Origin of the sequence: Paenisporosarcina sp. HGH0030, assembly GCF_000411295.1 — a bacterium.
Classification (GTDB): domain Bacteria; phylum Bacillota; class Bacilli; order Bacillales_A; family Planococcaceae; genus Paenisporosarcina.
The window spans coordinates 1,149,258-1,165,934 of record NZ_KE150421.1; the positions used below are offsets into that span (position 1 = coordinate 1,149,258).

The 16,677-nt window shown below is 38.9% G+C and carries 21 protein-coding genes; 3 read left to right on the forward strand and 18 right to left on the reverse strand.

Annotation, left to right across the window (positions count from 1 at the left end; all coding sequences use genetic code 11):
• Window positions 1–5: 5 nt before the first annotated feature.
• The 7 genes from HMPREF1210_RS05765 to HMPREF1210_RS05795 all read right to left on the reverse strand — a co-directional run bounded on the left by HMPREF1210_RS05765 (window position 6) and on the right by HMPREF1210_RS05795 (window position 4,498).
• Window positions 6–260, reverse strand: coding sequence for a hypothetical protein (locus tag HMPREF1210_RS05765; protein ID WP_016427685.1), 255 nt, complete (start codon window positions 258–260; stop codon window positions 6–8).
• A complete protein-coding gene (locus tag HMPREF1210_RS05770; protein WP_016427686.1) occupies window positions 260–2,212 on the reverse strand; it encodes an AAA family ATPase in 1,953 nt (650 codons plus the stop codon). Before HMPREF1210_RS05770 ends, HMPREF1210_RS05765 begins: the two co-directional genes overlap by 1 nt.
• Window positions 2,213–2,305: 93 nt before the next feature.
• Window positions 2,306–2,602: a hypothetical protein gene (locus tag HMPREF1210_RS05775; protein WP_016427687.1), complete on the reverse strand. Its 297-nt coding sequence runs from the start codon at window positions 2,600–2,602 to the stop codon at window positions 2,306–2,308.
• Complete coding sequence (locus tag HMPREF1210_RS05780; protein ID WP_016427688.1) at window positions 2,599–3,135, reverse strand: ReoY family proteolytic degradation factor; 537 nt, start codon at window positions 3,133–3,135, stop codon at window positions 2,599–2,601. Before HMPREF1210_RS05780 ends, HMPREF1210_RS05775 begins: the two co-directional genes overlap by 4 nt.
• Window positions 3,136–3,226: 91 nt before the next feature.
• Entirely contained in the window at window positions 3,227–3,952 is a 726-nt protein-coding gene (locus HMPREF1210_RS05785; RefSeq protein ID WP_016427690.1) for a phage antirepressor KilAC domain-containing protein, read from the reverse strand.
• Window positions 3,949–4,140, reverse strand: coding sequence for a hypothetical protein (locus HMPREF1210_RS05790; protein WP_016427691.1), 192 nt, complete (start codon window positions 4,138–4,140; stop codon window positions 3,949–3,951). Before HMPREF1210_RS05790 ends, HMPREF1210_RS05785 begins: the two co-directional genes overlap by 4 nt.
• Window positions 4,141–4,264: 124 nt before the next feature.
• A complete protein-coding gene (locus HMPREF1210_RS05795) occupies window positions 4,265–4,498 on the reverse strand; it encodes a helix-turn-helix transcriptional regulator (protein WP_016427692.1) in 234 nt (77 codons plus the stop codon).
• Window positions 4,499–4,664: 166 nt separating this feature from the next.
• Here HMPREF1210_RS05795 and HMPREF1210_RS05800 point away from each other — a divergent pair, with 166 nt between their 5' ends.
• From HMPREF1210_RS05800 to HMPREF1210_RS05810, 3 genes are all read left to right on the forward strand, one after another.
• Complete coding sequence (locus tag HMPREF1210_RS05800) at window positions 4,665–5,069, forward strand: helix-turn-helix domain-containing protein (RefSeq protein WP_016427693.1); 405 nt, start codon at window positions 4,665–4,667, stop codon at window positions 5,067–5,069.
• Window positions 5,070–5,192: 123 nt separating this feature from the next.
• Complete coding sequence (locus HMPREF1210_RS05805) at window positions 5,193–5,417, forward strand: helix-turn-helix transcriptional regulator (protein ID WP_016427694.1); 225 nt, start codon at window positions 5,193–5,195, stop codon at window positions 5,415–5,417.
• A 237-nt stretch (window positions 5,418–5,654) separates the two neighbouring features.
• Window positions 5,655–6,779, forward strand: coding sequence for a site-specific integrase (locus HMPREF1210_RS05810; protein WP_016427695.1), 1,125 nt, complete (start codon window positions 5,655–5,657; stop codon window positions 6,777–6,779).
• Window positions 6,780–6,920: 141 nt separating this feature from the next.
• Here HMPREF1210_RS05810 and dprA read toward each other — a convergent pair whose 3' ends face one another.
• From dprA to rimM, 11 genes are all read right to left on the reverse strand, one after another.
• Window positions 6,921–7,817, reverse strand: a complete 897-nt coding sequence (gene dprA, locus HMPREF1210_RS05815; protein WP_016427696.1) for a DNA-processing protein DprA — start codon at window positions 7,815–7,817, stop codon at window positions 6,921–6,923.
• A 239-nt stretch (window positions 7,818–8,056) separates the two neighbouring features.
• A complete protein-coding gene (gene sucD, locus HMPREF1210_RS05820; RefSeq protein ID WP_016427697.1) occupies window positions 8,057–8,959 on the reverse strand; it encodes a succinate--CoA ligase subunit alpha in 903 nt (300 codons plus the stop codon).
• Window positions 8,960–8,977: 18 nt separating this feature from the next.
• Window positions 8,978–10,138: an ADP-forming succinate--CoA ligase subunit beta gene (sucC, locus tag HMPREF1210_RS05825; RefSeq protein WP_016427698.1), complete on the reverse strand. Its 1,161-nt coding sequence runs from the start codon at window positions 10,136–10,138 to the stop codon at window positions 8,978–8,980.
• A 142-nt stretch (window positions 10,139–10,280) separates the two neighbouring features.
• Window positions 10,281–10,565: an EscU/YscU/HrcU family type III secretion system export apparatus switch protein gene (locus HMPREF1210_RS05830; protein ID WP_016427699.1), complete on the reverse strand. Its 285-nt coding sequence runs from the start codon at window positions 10,563–10,565 to the stop codon at window positions 10,281–10,283.
• Window positions 10,562–12,436 (reverse strand): hypothetical protein, encoded by a 1,875-nt coding sequence (locus HMPREF1210_RS05835; protein ID WP_016427700.1) that lies wholly within the window; start codon window positions 12,434–12,436, stop codon window positions 10,562–10,564. The genes HMPREF1210_RS05830 and HMPREF1210_RS05835 overlap by 4 nt, the downstream gene beginning before the upstream one ends.
• Before the next feature lie 13 nt (window positions 12,437–12,449).
• Complete coding sequence (locus tag HMPREF1210_RS05840) at window positions 12,450–13,214, reverse strand: ribonuclease HII (protein WP_016427701.1); 765 nt, start codon at window positions 13,212–13,214, stop codon at window positions 12,450–12,452.
• 145 nt (window positions 13,215–13,359) lie between these two features.
• Window positions 13,360–14,229 carry a ribosome biogenesis GTPase YlqF gene (gene ylqF, locus HMPREF1210_RS05845; protein WP_016427702.1) on the reverse strand — a complete coding sequence of 290 codons (870 nt, stop codon included), beginning with the start codon at window positions 14,227–14,229 and terminating at the stop codon, window positions 13,360–13,362.
• A gap of 19 nt (window positions 14,230–14,248) precedes the next feature.
• Window positions 14,249–14,809, reverse strand: a complete 561-nt coding sequence (gene lepB / locus HMPREF1210_RS05850; RefSeq protein ID WP_016427703.1) for a signal peptidase I — start codon at window positions 14,807–14,809, stop codon at window positions 14,249–14,251.
• A gap of 103 nt (window positions 14,810–14,912) precedes the next feature.
• Complete coding sequence (gene rplS / locus HMPREF1210_RS05855) at window positions 14,913–15,257, reverse strand: 50S ribosomal protein L19 (RefSeq protein ID WP_016427704.1); 345 nt, start codon at window positions 15,255–15,257, stop codon at window positions 14,913–14,915.
• Window positions 15,258–15,383: 126 nt separating this feature from the next.
• Window positions 15,384–16,121 (reverse strand): tRNA (guanosine(37)-N1)-methyltransferase TrmD, encoded by a 738-nt coding sequence (trmD, locus tag HMPREF1210_RS05860; protein WP_036659756.1) that lies wholly within the window; start codon window positions 16,119–16,121, stop codon window positions 15,384–15,386.
• Entirely contained in the window at window positions 16,121–16,633 is a 513-nt protein-coding gene (rimM, locus tag HMPREF1210_RS05865; protein ID WP_016427706.1) for a ribosome maturation factor RimM, read from the reverse strand. Before rimM ends, trmD begins: the two co-directional genes overlap by 1 nt.
• Window positions 16,634–16,677: the final 44 nt, after the last annotated feature.

Below are 16,677 nucleotides of genomic sequence, written 5' to 3' on the forward strand. Positions count from 1 at the left end.
CCTCCTTAAATTTCTTCGAATTTTAGTTTTAGAAGACCAATTTCGTTATCTAAAATATTTATTGCAGCTTCTTTCAATTCATTTATGACTCCTGTTTCATATGGCATTTTCGTTGCAGATGAACCAGAATCGAAACGAACAGAATCAATTTCTTTTGATTCCAAGAACAATTTCTTTTCTTCAAGTACCTTGATTTGAGATAAAATTTTTCGACCTTTATCTACACGCTCGCCCATGTATTCAAGTGTTTTTCCGTCCATTAGTTACCCTCCACTCTTAACTGCTTATCATTCTCAGAAACTACTAAGCTGATTAACTGTGAATCAGAATCAATCAATCTAGTAACGGCTTCGGCATTGTCGACGAAAATTGGAGCACGAATGCCATAATGAGTAGCTAAAGTATTGATGATGTCAATTCCGACATTGATTCGAGCTGCATTATTTAAGGAACTAAATGGAACACCTTTGTAAGTCGTTTCACATACTTCTTGAAGCCCACCATTGATTTGTACAGCAAACATTTTGAAACGTGCATGCTGGAATTTTGAGTTGATACGTTCTTCCAATAGCTCTACTTTTGCTCTAATGAATTGCTCAGTCAGGTACAAGTGGTGCTCAAGTTTTTCGAACTCACCTCCCAGCAACTTCTCCTGGTCTGATAGATCCGCAATACGTGTTTGAATGGATTCAATATTGGCGAATTTCGCAAGTTCAACTTGAATATTTGTTTTCTCTTGTTTGAGTCCTGAAAGGGTTGTTTCAACATCACGAACCGCCTGTTGAGCGTGCTCTTTTAAGTTCTGAATCTCTTGAAGAATTGTTTGTTTACGTGATAAGAGAGATTGATAATCTGTGCTTTCAGAAACATCCTTTACAGACCGTTCTTGAGCAGAAAGTTGCTCAGTGAGCTTTTGTACTGATTTCACTTTTTCATCATAATTCGGTTGGGTCTTATCGATTTCAGCATTGTATCTTTCGATTTCTCCCAACACTTTTTCTCGTTTACCTTTAATAGCCATGCCACGATCGTTGATACTTTTTAGTTTGGAAGACTTTTCTGTGTTGAATTGTTCTAAAGCTTTTTGACGTGCTGCACCAACTTCATCTTCCGGCAACGCTTGTCCACATGCTGGGCATTCACACGCAACTTCATGTCTAAATTCCAAAGCTTTAACATGGTTAAAGTCAGCCAGTAATTGGGTGCGTTCTTCATCTAACCGATTTAACTGTTGGTTAGCGAACGTGATTGACTGCTTGAATCCGTTAATTTCAGCACACATGATTGAGGCATTTGACTGTTCTTCTTGCAGTTTTGCGCGAATTTGGTAGACCTTTTCTTTTGAGTCTGATTCATAGTCACGTTTCATATTCAGGAAGTCATTCTCTATATTTTGAAGATCTCGTTCTTTCTCCAGAACTGTTGTGCCGTTTTTGATTTTGGCAATTAGAGAGACATTTACATCTATTTCTGTATCGATTTCAGTTACTTTAGTTTTCAAACTATCAATGTCTACATCCATTTCTGGAATGGACTTTTGTGCTTCATCGATGCGAACCGGTATACGTTCGAGCTCGTCATTGATTTCTTTGCGACGTGATGCAAGGATTTTTCGATAATCCTCAATCTTCTTGCCTTTTAAAATAAGTGGTAATGCTTTCAATTCATTGTTCAGTTGAAACACTTCATCGTCAGAAATGTCACCGCAGATTTGAAGCAACGTTGCTCTACGGTCCTGCCACTTCATTTGTTCATTGAAAAATGTTGGAGAAGTAAGAAGCTTGAATACGTCCTCTTGCACAATCGAATCCACTGTATCTGTGTATTCTTTCTTCTTACTTGGAACACCATCAACGAAGTAATCTGTCTCATGGCCAGTGAACTCTTGCGTAGCTGCACCACGTTTACGAGTCCATCTTTCTTTGTACACTTTTCGTAAAGTGACTGGTGATCCATCGACAGTGAATGATGCTTCTACTTCATGATTTAAGTTATGAATCTCTTTACCGTTTACTAGAGTTTTAATAGAAAAATCCTTTTTGTTTTGACTGTCCTTATCGAACAGCAACCAGATAAACGAATCAAAAAGTGTTGTCTTTCCTGTTTCGTTATCCCCGAATACTCTAACGTTTTTGGCACATGGTTCGAATGTGAATTGTTTAACGCCCTTAAAGTTAATTAGGTTTAAAGACAGTAGCTTTACTTCTTTCATGATTGTGCCTCCCTTGATTTTTTGGAGGTCCTCGCTTATCCTGTAAGTGTGTAGTTTTGCGAGTACCGAAGTCCGTTGTTAGAGCAGCGGACTTTATTCATTTTCCTCATCAACTGTTTTGTTTCTTCCCCAACTCACTACTAAATTCCAACCTTTGATTGTCACGCTGTAGCCATGTTTGAGAAATAAATCGTGAGCAGCTGTAATTGATTTGTGACCACCGAAACCACTATCACTGAACAACTTCGAAAAATTTCCTTTGTTTGCTTCAACCTGTATGTCAGCACACATCTTCGCGAATATTTCTGATTTCGCAAATTCTTCATTGAAGACTGCAGTTTTTTCTTGTGCCATCTCACGCATTAAATTAACGTTTGGAATACTAGTCATATACTTTGCACCACCTTTTGAGTAAGTTCCATGAACCGATCTTTATCCCCCTTATCCAATGCTTCATCAATCATTTGTTCATATGAAAATTCCGCTTGAGCCTTTACCAGGTGTTGAGTAACTTGTTCTGCAAATTCACGATCTTTGTAATTAATTTGAAGATACTTTGGAATAAATGCGTTTGTTTCCAGGACATTCAAATATTCAAGTTCATTTGTTTGCGGAAAGTTCAGTTGCAAATACATATCTTCTTCAGGATTTAACCGCATATCGTGAAACGCTTTTTCAGCATTAGCAGTCATCAACTCTCCTTTATAAAAGCGAAACGGCACGCCATTTGATTCGGAAACCGACATCACCATTGCTCTCGGACAGTAATGTGCTTCTTCTACAAAATGTACATTTTTCATTATTTCGTCATGGGTTAGTAAATAAGACAGGATCCACTTGCATTCAGCGCGCTTCATTTGATAGCGTTTCAAAAGCCAACGAACAAACACTTTTTTGTCCTCTACAGAAACTGTTGAGTTCATTTTTTAGGATTCACCTCACGCCACGTCATTCCTAGACAGAAAATCAACGGAATCCCGACAACTGCCCATATAAATACTTGTCCTTCAAATGTCATCGAATAAACTCTCCCTTCAGTAATTCCATGAGTTTAATTTGACCTTTTCCAGTGACGAGGGTTGTATTACTTTGAACATCGCCTTCTGTCCGGGAAATGATGGTTGGTGATACTTTAAACAATCCTTGCTCAATATAATTTTGTTTCGGATTATTCTTTTCACGACCTTGCTTTATCAGGTAGCCTTTATCGCGCAGCCACTGCATGAGCTTGTTGCGGCCGATGTTAATCCCGTGCTTTTCGTAAATCAGTTTTGCAAAGGCTCCTACACTAATTGCTCCATCGCTAATGGCAACCACCTTGCCGAAATCCGTATAAGGTTTTTCTTCATGTATTTGCGTTTCAAGTTGAAGAATTTTTTTCTGCTGGAAGTCCATCGCTCTTTTGATAATCATTTCAGGACTGTTCCACATTTTTTCTACTTGTAAGAAATACTGCCGTGCTTCTTTGCCTCTAACTGACCGTTGAATCATTGCAATTTCTTTGGCCATGTCGAGTTTGATTTGGTGGTCGGTGAATTCAGTAAAAGGATTACGTGGATTATTGGTTGCTCTTTTTTGAGCGACCAATATAAAATCTATATTTTCTTGGAAACCGTACTCGACCATCCTAGGAAACCAATCTTTATAAGCCGTTTTCACTTCCAAAAACTCATGAAGTTCACGACCACTTAACGTGATATCTCCATTTTCGTTTTGTGATGTTGGGATTAGTTCGTTCATAATGAGATTTCCTCCCCTGTAATCCATTGATCAATTGCATCCAAATCGAATATCAAAATTCTCTCAGTGGGACGAATGCATGGAATTTTTTTCTCACGCAGTAATCTAAAGATTGTTCCTTCACTCATTGGGCAGCCGATTGTATCGAGATACTTAACCAATTCTTTCGCCCCTCTAATCCTTCTCATTTTCTTCACTCCTTTACATCTCACTTTCGTTCCGTCATCGGCTCGGAACCACAGCTCACATTACATCAGGACCTTCATTGGGTAAGTGCCACACCACGTTTATAAATTCCGTTTATATTCTATTTCAAATGGACTTACATTCACAAACTCTATTTAAAATGGAATTACTGGGTAAAAAAATATCTTCTATTTTTTTATCAAGTAATTCACTGATCATAAACATTTCGTTGGCATTGAATTGCTTCTTGCCATTTTCCTTATAAACATAAGTCGAAATGTCGATATCTAGAATTTCAGCCATTTTTTTTTGAGTAAGCCCACCTTCTTTTCGTAAGCGAATGAGTTCCCACTGTTTCACTTCATCACCTCGTTTCTTTCGATAAACCAATATTAATCCATTAAAAATGGAATGTCAATGAATATTTTCATTAAAAATGGAATATAATAATAATTAATTGCATTTTCACCTCTAAAACTTCATTATAAATAGAGTGTGGATAGATGGAAAAGGGGGGTAAGATTAATTGGGAACGGATAATTTAGACAAGTATATCGGGGGAAAGATTAAAGAGTATAGAAATAAAAAAGGCCTAACTCAGAAGGAGTTAGGTAACAAAATAGGAGTTGGACATACGACTGTTTCTGCTTACGAAAAAGGAACAATCACGCTTAATATGAATACTTTGTTTGCAATTGCTGAGGTATTAGATATCAAAGTAGACGACTTATTTCCAGAGAGAAATACTGATGAACCATACCTTCAAAGAACAAAGGATATGTTCACAAAAAATTTAGAAGCAAAAGAAATGAATTTTTTAAAAGAGTTAATAGATAAAACTGTAGCAATGAATGAAGATGAAAGAAGAAAATTTTTAGAAAGCATTCAGTTTACTGTCGACTACTACGACAAAATGAATAACAGTAATTAGGGTTTTTCTTTCGGTGGTATCTCTTTGTTAATTAATTCAACGAACTCAACCAATAATTGTATTACATCATCTGTCATTCAATATCGCCACCTTAAAAGTAAATAATGAATTGAGGGTGTCTGTTTGGCTTATAAAGTCGGAAGATGCCTACTTCGTGAATTATTAACAGCTGCAAAAATGGAACAAACTGATCTAGCCAGGAAGTTGAATGTGACCCCTCCGCAAATAAATAAGTACGTTAAAAATAAACAAGGGATGTCACTTCAAGTTGCCAAAAATATTGCAGCTATACTTAATTGTCATATAGACGATTTATACGAGTGGATCGAAGTAGGCGATAATGAGTAGATTTTTGCGGTCTACTCTCGACCCGGATTAGCCAAACAGCTTATTTTCAATATATCAGAAAATTATTGTCAATTGTTTGATAAGCATCACTTAATTTACTTTTTTAATGAAAAACATCACTTTCTGTCAGTAATGGATAAATAACTGAATTTATTGTACCATAAAATAGGAACGGATGTTCTATTTTCATTACAGATATTAGAAATATTATTCGCACTAAAGAAAGGAGCAGTATTCATGACATCATACAAAGAAATTGAAAAAGGAAAGTACAAAGTATTTGTTGAACTTGGTTACGATGATTTTGGAAAACGAATAAGAAAAACAAAAACCATTCAGGCCACTTCCAACCGTGATCTCAACAAAAAGATTAAAGAGTTCGAACTAAACTGTATCGCTAAATATGAAACAGGCGATATTGAGGAAATTAACTTTAATTATTGCTTCGACCGATGGTGGAAAAATCATGTATTATTGCATTTGTCACCAGGTTCGCGTGACGGCTATTTTTATTTCATTGACGACTTAATAGCTTATTTTGGCAACATGAAAATGAAAAAAATAAAGACGTTCCATATTGAAGAATTTTTTATTGAACAGCGAGCTCATAAGAAAAAAAGCTTAAATAATAAATTGTCCATGTTGAAGAGTATTTTTCGGAAAGCACGATACTGGGGACTAATTGATTCCAATCCAACTATTGATTTCAAGTTGCCCAAAGAAAAAAAGATTGAACGAGAAATCTACGATAAATCCGAACTCAAAGAACTGTTTGTTGCCGTTGGGAAGTTACGAGAGCGAGATCGTATTATGATTAAGCTGGCCGCAGTTGGTGGTCTAAGACGAGGAGAAGTTTTAGGGATTGCTTTTGAAGATATTGATTTCACCCAGAATGGTATCCATATCACTAAAAGTTTAAATTATGATCGAGTGCTTAAAGAAAAGTTTATCGGCCCTACTAAGGGTCGTAAAAAAAGATTTGTGACCTTTCCTGAACAACTTATGAAAGAACTCAAAGTTTTTTATTTTAAACAACGTGAAATGAAATTGCAGATGGGATCCTTGTGGGAAACAATCGACGGTTTTGATTTAATTTTTAGGTCTAGAGATATGTCCATAATGCATCCAATCACATTCACAAACCAGTGGACAAAAGTTTGTAAGCGATTAGGTCTGAAACCCATCGCTCTACATGACCTCAGACATTCTTCAGCATCGTATTTAATCGCTGGAGGAGAACGCGTAGATGTTGTTCAAAAGCGACTCGGACATGCTAATTATGAGACTACAATGAACACATACAACCATACCAACAAAGACGATCAAGATAAAGCTGCGGATGTATTCGATGATGTTTTATAAATTATGGTCACCATTTGGTCACTCTTCTCTTTTTCCAGTGGAACGCTCCTATGTGAATCCCCTTATATCACTGATTTCTCTATACACTTTTTAAAATGGTTGCATTTTTTACTATAATGCAACCATTTTTCATTACATTGTTCAATTTTGAATAGACAATCCTTGAAAATCTTCTACAATTTGATAGCCATTCCAGATTGGTTTAGCCCCATCTAATAGCGACCGGTTGGGTCCGAGTGACAGCATTGAGGTGATGGGACCAGGGACACAATAGACATCTTTTCCATTGTCCAAAGCATGTTGGAGGGTACTGACTGTTCCACTTTTTTCTTTTGCCTCTGTTACAACCAGTGCTTGAGAAATACCGCTGATTAGCCGGTTTCGCATAGGAAAATACCATTTTTGCGGGGTGACGTACGGTGGATACTCCGTCAAAGTTAAATGATGCTTTTCCATGATCGTATATAACTGGTCATTCTCTTTGGGATAGCGGGTGAAGTGACCATGACCAAGGATTCCGATGGTTTTTCCACCAAGATTATGAGTTGCCTGATGAGCCATTGCATCAGCACCTTTCGCCATGCCACTGACAATGACCATATCATACTCAATAAGTGGAGGAAGAATCAATGACATCGAAGCTCTCGAATAGTCCGTTGCGTCTCTCGCACCAACGACGGACACGTAATATTTCATCGTTAAATAATCAATATTGCCTTTCGCGTAAAGAATTGTTGGCGGGTCATAAAGTGTTCTTAATTGTTTGGGATAATTAGGATGGTTAAATGGGATTGGGGTAATGTTATTCGAGTTATATGCTTGTATAAGGGGGGTTTCAAGCACTTTTGCATATGCATCTTTAAATTTCCTGGCACGTTCAGGAGTCAGTCTCAATAATTTCGAAAGCTGATTGATATCCATTGCCTCGCATGATGCTAATTCAGAATCTACTTGAAGTAGGGGCTCCAAGCGATTTAGAGGGATTGGCAAAACGTAGTGAAGCGCCAATAAACGATGATGAAATGATAGATTGATCATGCATTTCCTCCTTTTTTATAGATAAAGAAGCGAAACATCCGACGATGCGTCGCTTTCTTTTATATTAATCTGTTATTTATAAATTGACCAGTTTTCGACTACTTTCGACTTCTACTTTTCTGAGTTTCTTCTATATAAATTAGATGTTAGAACCGCTTGTTATAAAGAATTATATTATTAGACAAAATCAAAAAAGCCCGAAACGTTGATTTAACAACGTTTCGAGCATTTATTTTAGATTAATGTGTTTTACATTGATCGTACAAGCCTTTTTCTTTAATCACTTTGATTAAAGTTTCACCAATAACAGATGGAGTAGCTGCAACTTCCATGCCAGCTTCATTCATCGCTTTGATTTTGTCAGCAGCTGTACCTTTACCACCAGAGATAATCGCACCGGCATGGCCCATACGTTTACCTTCAGGAGCTGTTTGTCCACCAATGAATCCTACTACAGGTTTAGTCATGTTAGTTTTGATCCACTCAGCAGCTTCTTCTTCAGCTGTTCCGCCGATCTCACCAATCATTACTACTGCATACGTATCTGGATCTTCATTGAATGCAGATAATGCATCGATGAAGTCAGTTCCGTTTACTGGGTCTCCACCAATACCTACAGCTGTACTTTGTCCAATACCTTCTTGAGAAAGTTGGTGTACTGCTTCATAAGTTAGTGTACCAGAACGAGAAACTACGCCTACATGGCCTTTTTTGTGAATGTATCCTGGCATAATACCAATTTTACATTCTTCAGGTGTAATAACACCTGGGCAGTTCGGTCCGACTAAACGAGTTTTCTTGCCTTCCATATAGCGTTTAACTTTTACCATATCAAGAACAGGAATGTGTTCAGTAATACAAATCGCCATATCCAAGTCAGCATCTACTGCTTCAAGAATAGCATCTGCAGCGAATGGAGCTGGAACATAAATAACGGACACGTTAGCGCCAGTTGCTTTCACAGCTTCTTCTACTGTATTGAAAACGGGTACGCCTTCAGCTTCAGTTCCGCCTTTACCTGGAGTTACACCAGCGACGATTTTTGTACCATATTCAAGCATTTGCTTTGTATGGAAAAGAGCTGTTGATCCCGTAATACCTTGCACGAGTACTTTCGTATCTTTGTTAATATAAACGCTCATCTTTTGTCCCTGCCTTTCTTAGCCTACAAGTTCAACAATTTTTTGCGCGCCATCAGCCATAGAGCCAGCCGCAATAATGTTTAAGCCAGATTCATTCAATAATTTCTTCCCAAGTTCTACGTTTGTACCTTCCAAACGAACAACTAAAGGTACTTGCAATCCAACTTCTTTCGCAGCTGTTATTACGCCTTCAGCGATAACGTCACACTTCATGATTCCGCCAAAGATGTTAACGAAGATCCCTTTAACATTTTTGTCTGAAAGAATGATTTTGAATGCTTCCGTTACTTTCTCAGCTGTCGCACCGCCCCCAACGTCAAGGAAGTTAGCGGGTGATCCGCCGTAGTAGCTGATTGTATCCATTGTTGCCATAGCTAGTCCAGCACCGTTAACCATACATCCGATGTTGCCATCCAATGAGATATAGCTTAAGTCATATTTAGAAGCTTCGATTTCTTTTGCATCTTCTTCGTCATAGTCGCGTAATTCCAAAATGTCTTTATGACGGTATAAAGCATTAGCGTCGAAGTTAAACTTCGCGTCAAGTGCCATAACGTCTCCACCACCTGTTACAACTAGTGGATTGATTTCAACGATTGCCGCATCTTTTTCAACAAACACTTGGTAAAGACCAAGCATGAATTTCACAGCTTTGTTTACTAGCTTAGCTGGAATGTTCATGTTGAAAGCCATACGACGAGCTTGGAAGCCTGTTAATCCAATAACTGGATCGATTACTTCTTTGAAGATTTTTTCAGGAGTTGCTTCAGCAACTTCTTCAATGTCCATTCCGCCCTCTTCAGAACCCATAAGAGTTACACGTGAAGTTGCACGGTCAAGTACTAAACCTAAGTAGTACTCTTTCTTAATGTCGCAGCCTTCTTCAACTAGAAGACGCTTGATTTCTTTTCCTTCAGGACCTGTCTGATGAGTGACAAGGACTTTACCAAGAAGTTCCTTCGCGTATGTACGAACTTCATCCAAGTTCTTCGCGATTTTAACACCGCCAGCTTTACCACGACCACCTGCGTGGATTTGAGCTTTCACCACGACAACTTCAGTGCCTAGTTCTTTTGCAGCTTTTACTGCTTCTTCAGGAGAAAAAGCAACTAAACCGTTCGACACTGCGACACCATATTGTCTGAGGAGTTGTTTACCTTGATATTCATGGATATTCATTTTACATCCTCCAATCAAACTTCTGTCAAGTAATTTACTACCTTAACCATTGTATAAAACCTGTCATACAATGTCCACACTTGTCCTTAATATTACTGAAACATCGAATATTCTGTACTTTTTTGTCGAAAAAAGAGTTTTTCTATTTATTCATGCCATGCGACTTGTCAATCCGGTAAATAAATGCAAACACTTCTGCAACCGCTTGATACAACTCTTCAGGAATCGATTCATTAATATCCAATTGGCCAAGCAGCGACACTAAACTAGGATCTTCTTGTATGGGAATTTTATGTTCATGTGCTTTTTTTATTAGATTTTCAGCAATTACACCTTTGCCTTTAGCTATGACTGTCGGGGCATTTTCTACATTCTGTTTATATGTCAATGCGACAGCTTCTTTGATGGTCTTGTTTTCTTCCCTCATATTAGAACATCCACTCCCCACTTGCTTACTTGCGCCTCTGTCAATATTGGATGGGGCTCCGGTTGCTTTATATAACTTTTCATAAATACGCCTGATAATTGATAATTTAACGAGCTAAGACCTGTTTTAAGCGCTTCTCTGAACTGTTCTGCATAAGGCATTAATGCATCACTTTCGTTAAAAATATTAATTGTGATAACACGATTTTGTATTTGCATATCAATTACAGTCTCTTTCAAAGAAGCTAAGTCCAGATAAAACATGACACGGGCATAATTGGAATCGATTTTCCCATCCTCTTTCATTTGACCATTCCATTGCAGTGAGGCATCCATGCGTTTTCCGAGAAAATCCAGTGGAACTTGCATAAGAAACTGATGTTGAGGACCATTTTCACCCGATAATATTTGCATCCCATTCAACCGGGAAACAATCATTTCTGCTGTTTCTTTCAACGTGGTTGCAATCGCTTGATTTTGTAGTAATGCCAGCAATTGGGGTTTAAGCGAATCACTTAATTGGCTCAGATTCGCTCCTTTCGCTAATTTTGCTTCGTAAGCAAATCCGATATTGCCAAGTATTTGTTTCATTGCTTGTTCGATCGCTATGCTGTTTATTCCAGATTGAATTGTAGCTTCTGCTGTAATAAAAGCTTGCTGAACGGGTAGTTGATTGGATTTACTAGATAGCAGTGTTAATTGTTCAAATACCTTTGCGTCCAACTCTTTACCGTTCAAGGAAGTTAATATGGACAACACATAATCCTTTGGTGTAAACAATTTCTGGTCAGTGTGAAATGGTTGGGATTGACTTGCTTCGGCAAATGCCTTTAATACTTCATTTATTAAAGACTTTATAGCCGTATTCCATTCTCGCGTTTGAGGTGCTATCTGCACTACTTTTTGAATCAGTTGTTGGATTTCATCTTTTCCTTCCGCTGATAGAAGTTGATTCTGTTGAATCATGTTTTGAAGAAATTTCAATAGTTCCTGAGCTCGAACTGGGTTTTGCAATTGAAGAAGTAGTTGTCCAACTTGCAAACCTTGCCCATCAGCTGGTGATTCAATGGATGTTACTTGTGAACTTAACCAGTTGGCAAGTGTTGCTTGTTTTGGGACAAGTCCAACGTCTTTCAACAAATTCAACAATGCCAGCTTGTCACTTTCGCTTGTTTTCTGTGATTGTAATCGTTCAATCACTTGTCCGAGTATTGCCCCGCCAAGTTCATTTGAGAAAGGCTGAGATATTTGCGCTAATGCTTTATCAAGGTTTCCCTTTTGGCTGGATGGAATGGACGTATCATTTTGTAACGCTATATTAAATGCATCCAATAGCTGATGTAAGCCATTCTTATCTTGTCCGCTGATTAACGTGCGAAAGTTTTCATTCGTAAATAATAAATTGAGCTCACTCAGTTTCTGAATCGCCAACAAACCTTCTGCCATTTTAACCTGTGGTGGGATTTCTTTCAGCCATTGTTCTGCCAATAGTAACTGTTCTTTAGATAGAGGTATTTTCTCTTTGACCATCTGTTGCACAATACTCTGCATTTCGGTTGTTTTCGGCAACTGAAGAGAGTCCATTAACTGCTTCGTTTGACTGGATGTGGCTTTGGAAGAGTTTAGAGCGTCTGTCACTACCTTTAATTGCAAAGTTGCTTTATCACCTACTATTTGAAAGTAATGAGCATCTCCGGCTTTTAAAGGAACTTCTAATATCGCCATCATTTTTTGATTTCCCACTTGAACTTCGGCTCTTTGGTCAGGAAATAATTTTTTCACACTCCCATGAACCACTTGACCGTGTTTTAACGAGAAAACCTGTTCACTTGTGACTGCGGTTCGAATGGATTGCTGTATTGTGGATGACATGCTCAAACCGCCTTTATGAAATCATGGATTTTATAGGTTCAAATGATTTTCTATGAATGGGCGTTGGACCAAACTCACTCAAAGCTTCCAAATGTAAAGCTGTCCCGTATCCGGCATTTTTCGAAAAATGATATTCTGGATAGATTTTATCAAACTCATCCATTATTTCATCACGCGTTGTTTTTGCTAATATCGATGCTGCAGCGATGGCCAGACTCTTGGCATCCCCTTTGATGATCGAGTGTTGTGATGTTGTTGTAGGCAGCTTCATGGCGTCAACCAGTAAGACGTGCGGTTCTATCGACAAGTTGTCAACTGCTTTCATCATGGATAACCGTGTCGCTTCGTAGATATTTAAGGTATCAATTTGATCAACTTCTTGAATATGTATGGAATAACAATGTGCATGTTTTTTAATGACTTCTGCGAAACTCTGTCTTTTACTGCGTGACAGCTGTTTGGAGTCATTTATCCCAAAAAGTTCGCTCGGGTAATCCTTGAAAATGACAGCCGCAGTTACGACAGGACCAGCAAGTGGACCTCTCCCTGCTTCATCTATGCCAGCTACCAAATCATTCATCGATAGCTTGTGACTATTGTCAAAATGAATCTTTTCTTCATGTTCAAGTTGAACTTTTTTCTCCATTTCCAGTCTCTTTAGCCAGGACGCGACCAGCTTTTGAACACCCGTCCGTTGATCGTTCATAAGTTCATTCGTCCAGTCATTAGGTTCTGATGTGTTCCTAAGTTGTTCTGAAATTGCCTTTATTGTTAGCATTCCGCTTCACCTCTTAGTCTGTGTTTTTCATACTTGTTGGCTCATCCGGAACTTACGGCTAACCTATAGATACGATAAACAATCAGATTATTTAACAACGCCTTGTGTTTATAAAAAAACCTTTCTTACCCGAAGGTAAAAAAGGTTACTGTTCAGGTTCTGATACCAATTCATCCACAATATCAAACGTCAATTTACCGAGATGTTGCCCACGGATATCACGTACAATAAGTTGCGCAACTTGATCATAATCGATTTCCCCACCACCTGCGTAGGCACGTCTAAGTTTCCCGATATGGTCAAATGTGACAACTAAGTCCTCATCTACTTCAGATAATTTGTAGCGTTCTTCCATACGTTTTGGATAATGTGCAGCTAAGAACTTCAGACCATATACAGCCAAGTCTTCCATATTGGTTATGGTGTCTTTGATTGCACCTGTCAACGCCAGTTTGTAACCTACAGCCTGGTCTTCAAACTTCGGCCACAGGATACCTGGTGTATCCAAAAGCTCTAGTTCTTTCCCAACTTTTATCCACTGTTGGGCTTTTGTGATACCAGGCGTATTGCCCGTTTTAGCTAGATTCTTCTTCGCCAGACGGTTGATTAACGTTGATTTACCAACGTTAGGAATCCCGACGATCATCGCACGAATAGCTCGTGGTTTGATTCCACGAAGGCGCATACGCTCCCACTTTTCGAACAACAGCTCACTTGCTGCTTTGGTCACAACTTGTAACCCTTTGCCTTCAAGCGAATTGATGGCAACAGCACGGTGCCCACGTTCTTCAAAATATTGAATCCACTTTTTCGTTTGAAAATCATCAGCCATGTCCATTTTATTTAAAATCAAAAGACGTGTCTTCTGCCCGATCACTTCATCAATCATCGGATTTCGTGAAGACAGCGGCAATCTTGCATCAATCAATTCAAATATAATATCGACTAATTTTAATTTTTCCGTAACTTCACGACGAGCTTTCGCCATATGACCCGGAAACCATTGAATGGTCATTTTCTAATCTCCTCCTGTGTTACTCAACAAGTCCCATTTCAGTTGGTGGCCAGAAAATAACTTTCGTACTGCCTATTATTTCTTCCATTGGCACCACACCGATAATTCGGCTGTCTTTACTGTATCTTCGGTTGTCCCCCATGACAAATACATGCCCTTCAGGAACAACTTCCATTTGAATCAGTTCTTCAAGTGTAAAATCTTCTGTTAATGTACCTTCAATAATATCTTTTTTATATGCGTCCAAGTATGGTTCCGGTTGAGGTTTCCCATTGATATAAAGCTGATCATTTTTATAAGCGATATGATCTCCTGGTACACCGATGACACGTTTAATGTAATCCTTCTTCTCAGGTGCATGGAACACGACGATATCGAAACGGTCTGGTTCCCCCACTTCATAGCCGATTTTGTTGACAATCATCCGATCTCCGTCTTCAAGAGTCGGCATCATCGATTCCCCATCAACTACGATTGGTGTAAATAAAAAATAACGAATAAGCCAGGCTAGTCCAAATGCGATAAGCAAAGCTTTTGACCATTCCCATAACTCATTTTTCTCTTTTTTCGTCTGTTCCATTTTGTTGCCCCCTTGCGTCAATTACTTATATTGTACAAGTATTTATAAAGACAAGCAAAAAGAAAGAGAGCTTGTTAGCCAAGCTCCCTTTCTGATTTGATAATTATCGAATTTCTTTAATACGAGCTGCTTTACCACGTAATTCACGTAGGTAGTACAATTTCGCACGACGTACTTTACCACGACGAAGAACTTCTAAACGAGCAATTTTTGGTGTGTGTACAGGGAATGTACGTTCAACACCTACACCGTAAGAAATTTTACGAACTGTGAAAGTCGAGCTTACACCGCCACCGCGACGTTTAATAACAATACCTTCATACATTTGAATACGTTCGCGAGTTCCCTCAACGACCTTAACGTGTACACGTACAGTGTCACCAGGACGGAATTCAGGAAGATCCGTACGAAGTTGTTCTTTAGTAATTTCAGTAATAATGTTTTGCATGGTTTTCTCTCCTTAGACAGATGCTCATGCCAGCGACTATGGCTGCAGCGGAACACCGTAATTCAGCACTTCACATAGAAGTACAGAATAGATGATACCACAATTCATCGAAGCTAGCAAGGCAAATTAGTTGTTTTTTTCATTCTCCCACCGTGCGATGAGCTTTTGCTCAGCTGCTGTCAATTCATGATTGCACAACAAATCTGGCCGTCTGCTCCACGTACGATATAAAGACTGTTCACTGCGCCATTGATCAATGTGTGCATGATTTCCTGAAAGTAATACGTCTGGCACTTTCAGCCCTCTGAAATCGGCAGGACGTGTATATTGTGGATGTTCAAGCAATCCAGTTGAAAATGAATCCTGTACGGGTGACTCTCCATTTCCAAGTACGCCAGGTAACAATCGCACGACACTATCGATGACAGTCATTGCACCAAGTTCTCCACCAGTCAAAACAAAATCCCCAATCGAGATTTCATCCGTCACCAAGTGTTCGCGGATTCGTTCATCATAACCCTCATAATGTCCACACAAAAACACTAACTCTTCTTCAAGCGCCAATTCTTCAGCTTTCGCTTGAGTAAAGCGCTCCCCTTGAGGACACATCAAAATGATGCGAGGTTTCTTGGAGCTAGCGGTAATTGCCTCCACGGCTTGAAATAAAGGTTCTGGCTTTAACACCATGCCTGCACCGCCACCATATGGATAATCGTCCACCTGGTTATGTTTATTGCCCGAATACGTACGGAAATCAGTTACTGCCAGTGAGACTGCCTGCTTTTCCTGTGCTTTTTTTAAAATCGAAGATCCGAAGACACCATTAAACATGTCCGGGAATAACGACAACACATGAATACGCATCATGACAATAAGCCGTCCAATACATCAATGACGATTTTCTTTTCATCGACATCAATTTCTTTTACTACATCTTCAATATAAGGAATGTAATGAGCTTTCCCTTTTGCAGGCGTTACGGTCCAAACATCATTTGCTCCCGTTTGCAAAATATCCGTCACCACTCCAATTTCCTGTCCATTCAGGCCAAACACAGTACAACCTAGGATTTCATGGAAATAGTACTCGTCCCCTTCTAAATCGGACAACTGATTTTCAGACACTTTTAAAATGCCGTCCCGGAACTCTTGCACCATTTCAATCGTCAAATAGCCTTCGAATGTCAATAAATCAAAGTTCTTATGTTGACGGTGACTTGCAACAGTTAACACTAGAGGCGATTTTCCATCTTTGAACAAAGACAGCTTATTACCTACTGCATAACGCTCTTCAGGAAAATCTGTACTTGAAATGACGCGCACTTCTCCACGAATTCCATGTGTATTAACAATTTTACCGACGTTATACCAATTCATTAAAATCACTCCCGATTTAAAGTGCAAAAAAGGAAGGAACCATG

Bases quoted from the DNA above. Each gene is read 5' to 3' on its own strand.
- HMPREF1210_RS05765 (WP_016427685.1), bottom strand. From the start codon at position 260: ATGGACGGAAAAACACTTGAATACATGGGCGAGCGTGTAGATAAAGGT.
- HMPREF1210_RS05770 (WP_016427686.1), bottom strand. From the start codon at position 2,212: ATGAAAGAAGTAAAGCTACTGTCTTTAAACCTAATTAACTTTAAGGGC.
- HMPREF1210_RS05775 (WP_016427687.1), bottom strand. From the start codon at position 2,602: ATGACTAGTATTCCAAACGTTAATTTAATGCGTGAGATGGCACAAGAA.
- HMPREF1210_RS05780 (WP_016427688.1), bottom strand. From the start codon at position 3,135: ATGAACTCAACAGTTTCTGTAGAGGACAAAAAAGTGTTTGTTCGTTGG.
- HMPREF1210_RS05785 (WP_016427690.1), bottom strand. From the start codon at position 3,952: ATGAACGAACTAATCCCAACATCACAAAACGAAAATGGAGATATCACG.
- HMPREF1210_RS05790 (WP_016427691.1), bottom strand. From the start codon at position 4,140: ATGAGAAGGATTAGAGGGGCGAAAGAATTGGTTAAGTATCTCGATACA.
- HMPREF1210_RS05810 (WP_016427695.1), top strand. From the start codon at position 5,655: ATGACATCATACAAAGAAATTGAAAAAGGAAAGTACAAAGTATTTGTT.
- dprA (WP_016427696.1), bottom strand. From the start codon at position 7,817: ATGATCAATCTATCATTTCATCATCGTTTATTGGCGCTTCACTACGTT.
- sucD (WP_016427697.1), bottom strand. From the start codon at position 8,959: ATGAGCGTTTATATTAACAAAGATACGAAAGTACTCGTGCAAGGTATT.
- sucC (WP_016427698.1), bottom strand. From the start codon at position 10,138: ATGAATATCCATGAATATCAAGGTAAACAACTCCTCAGACAATATGGT.
- HMPREF1210_RS05830 (WP_016427699.1), bottom strand. From the start codon at position 10,565: ATGAGGGAAGAAAACAAGACCATCAAAGAAGCTGTCGCATTGACATAT.
- HMPREF1210_RS05835 (WP_016427700.1), bottom strand. From the start codon at position 12,436: ATGTCATCCACAATACAGCAATCCATTCGAACCGCAGTCACAAGTGAA.
- HMPREF1210_RS05840 (WP_016427701.1), bottom strand. From the start codon at position 13,214: ATGCTAACAATAAAGGCAATTTCAGAACAACTTAGGAACACATCAGAA.
- ylqF (WP_016427702.1), bottom strand. From the start codon at position 14,229: ATGACCATTCAATGGTTTCCGGGTCATATGGCGAAAGCTCGTCGTGAA.
- lepB (WP_016427703.1), bottom strand. From the start codon at position 14,809: ATGGAACAGACGAAAAAAGAGAAAAATGAGTTATGGGAATGGTCAAAA.
- rplS (WP_016427704.1), bottom strand. From the start codon at position 15,257: ATGCAAAACATTATTACTGAAATTACTAAAGAACAACTTCGTACGGAT.
- trmD (WP_036659756.1), bottom strand. From the start codon at position 16,121: ATGCGTATTCATGTGTTGTCGTTATTCCCGGACATGTTTAATGGTGTC.
- rimM (WP_016427706.1), bottom strand. From the start codon at position 16,633: ATGAATTGGTATAACGTCGGTAAAATTGTTAATACACATGGAATTCGT.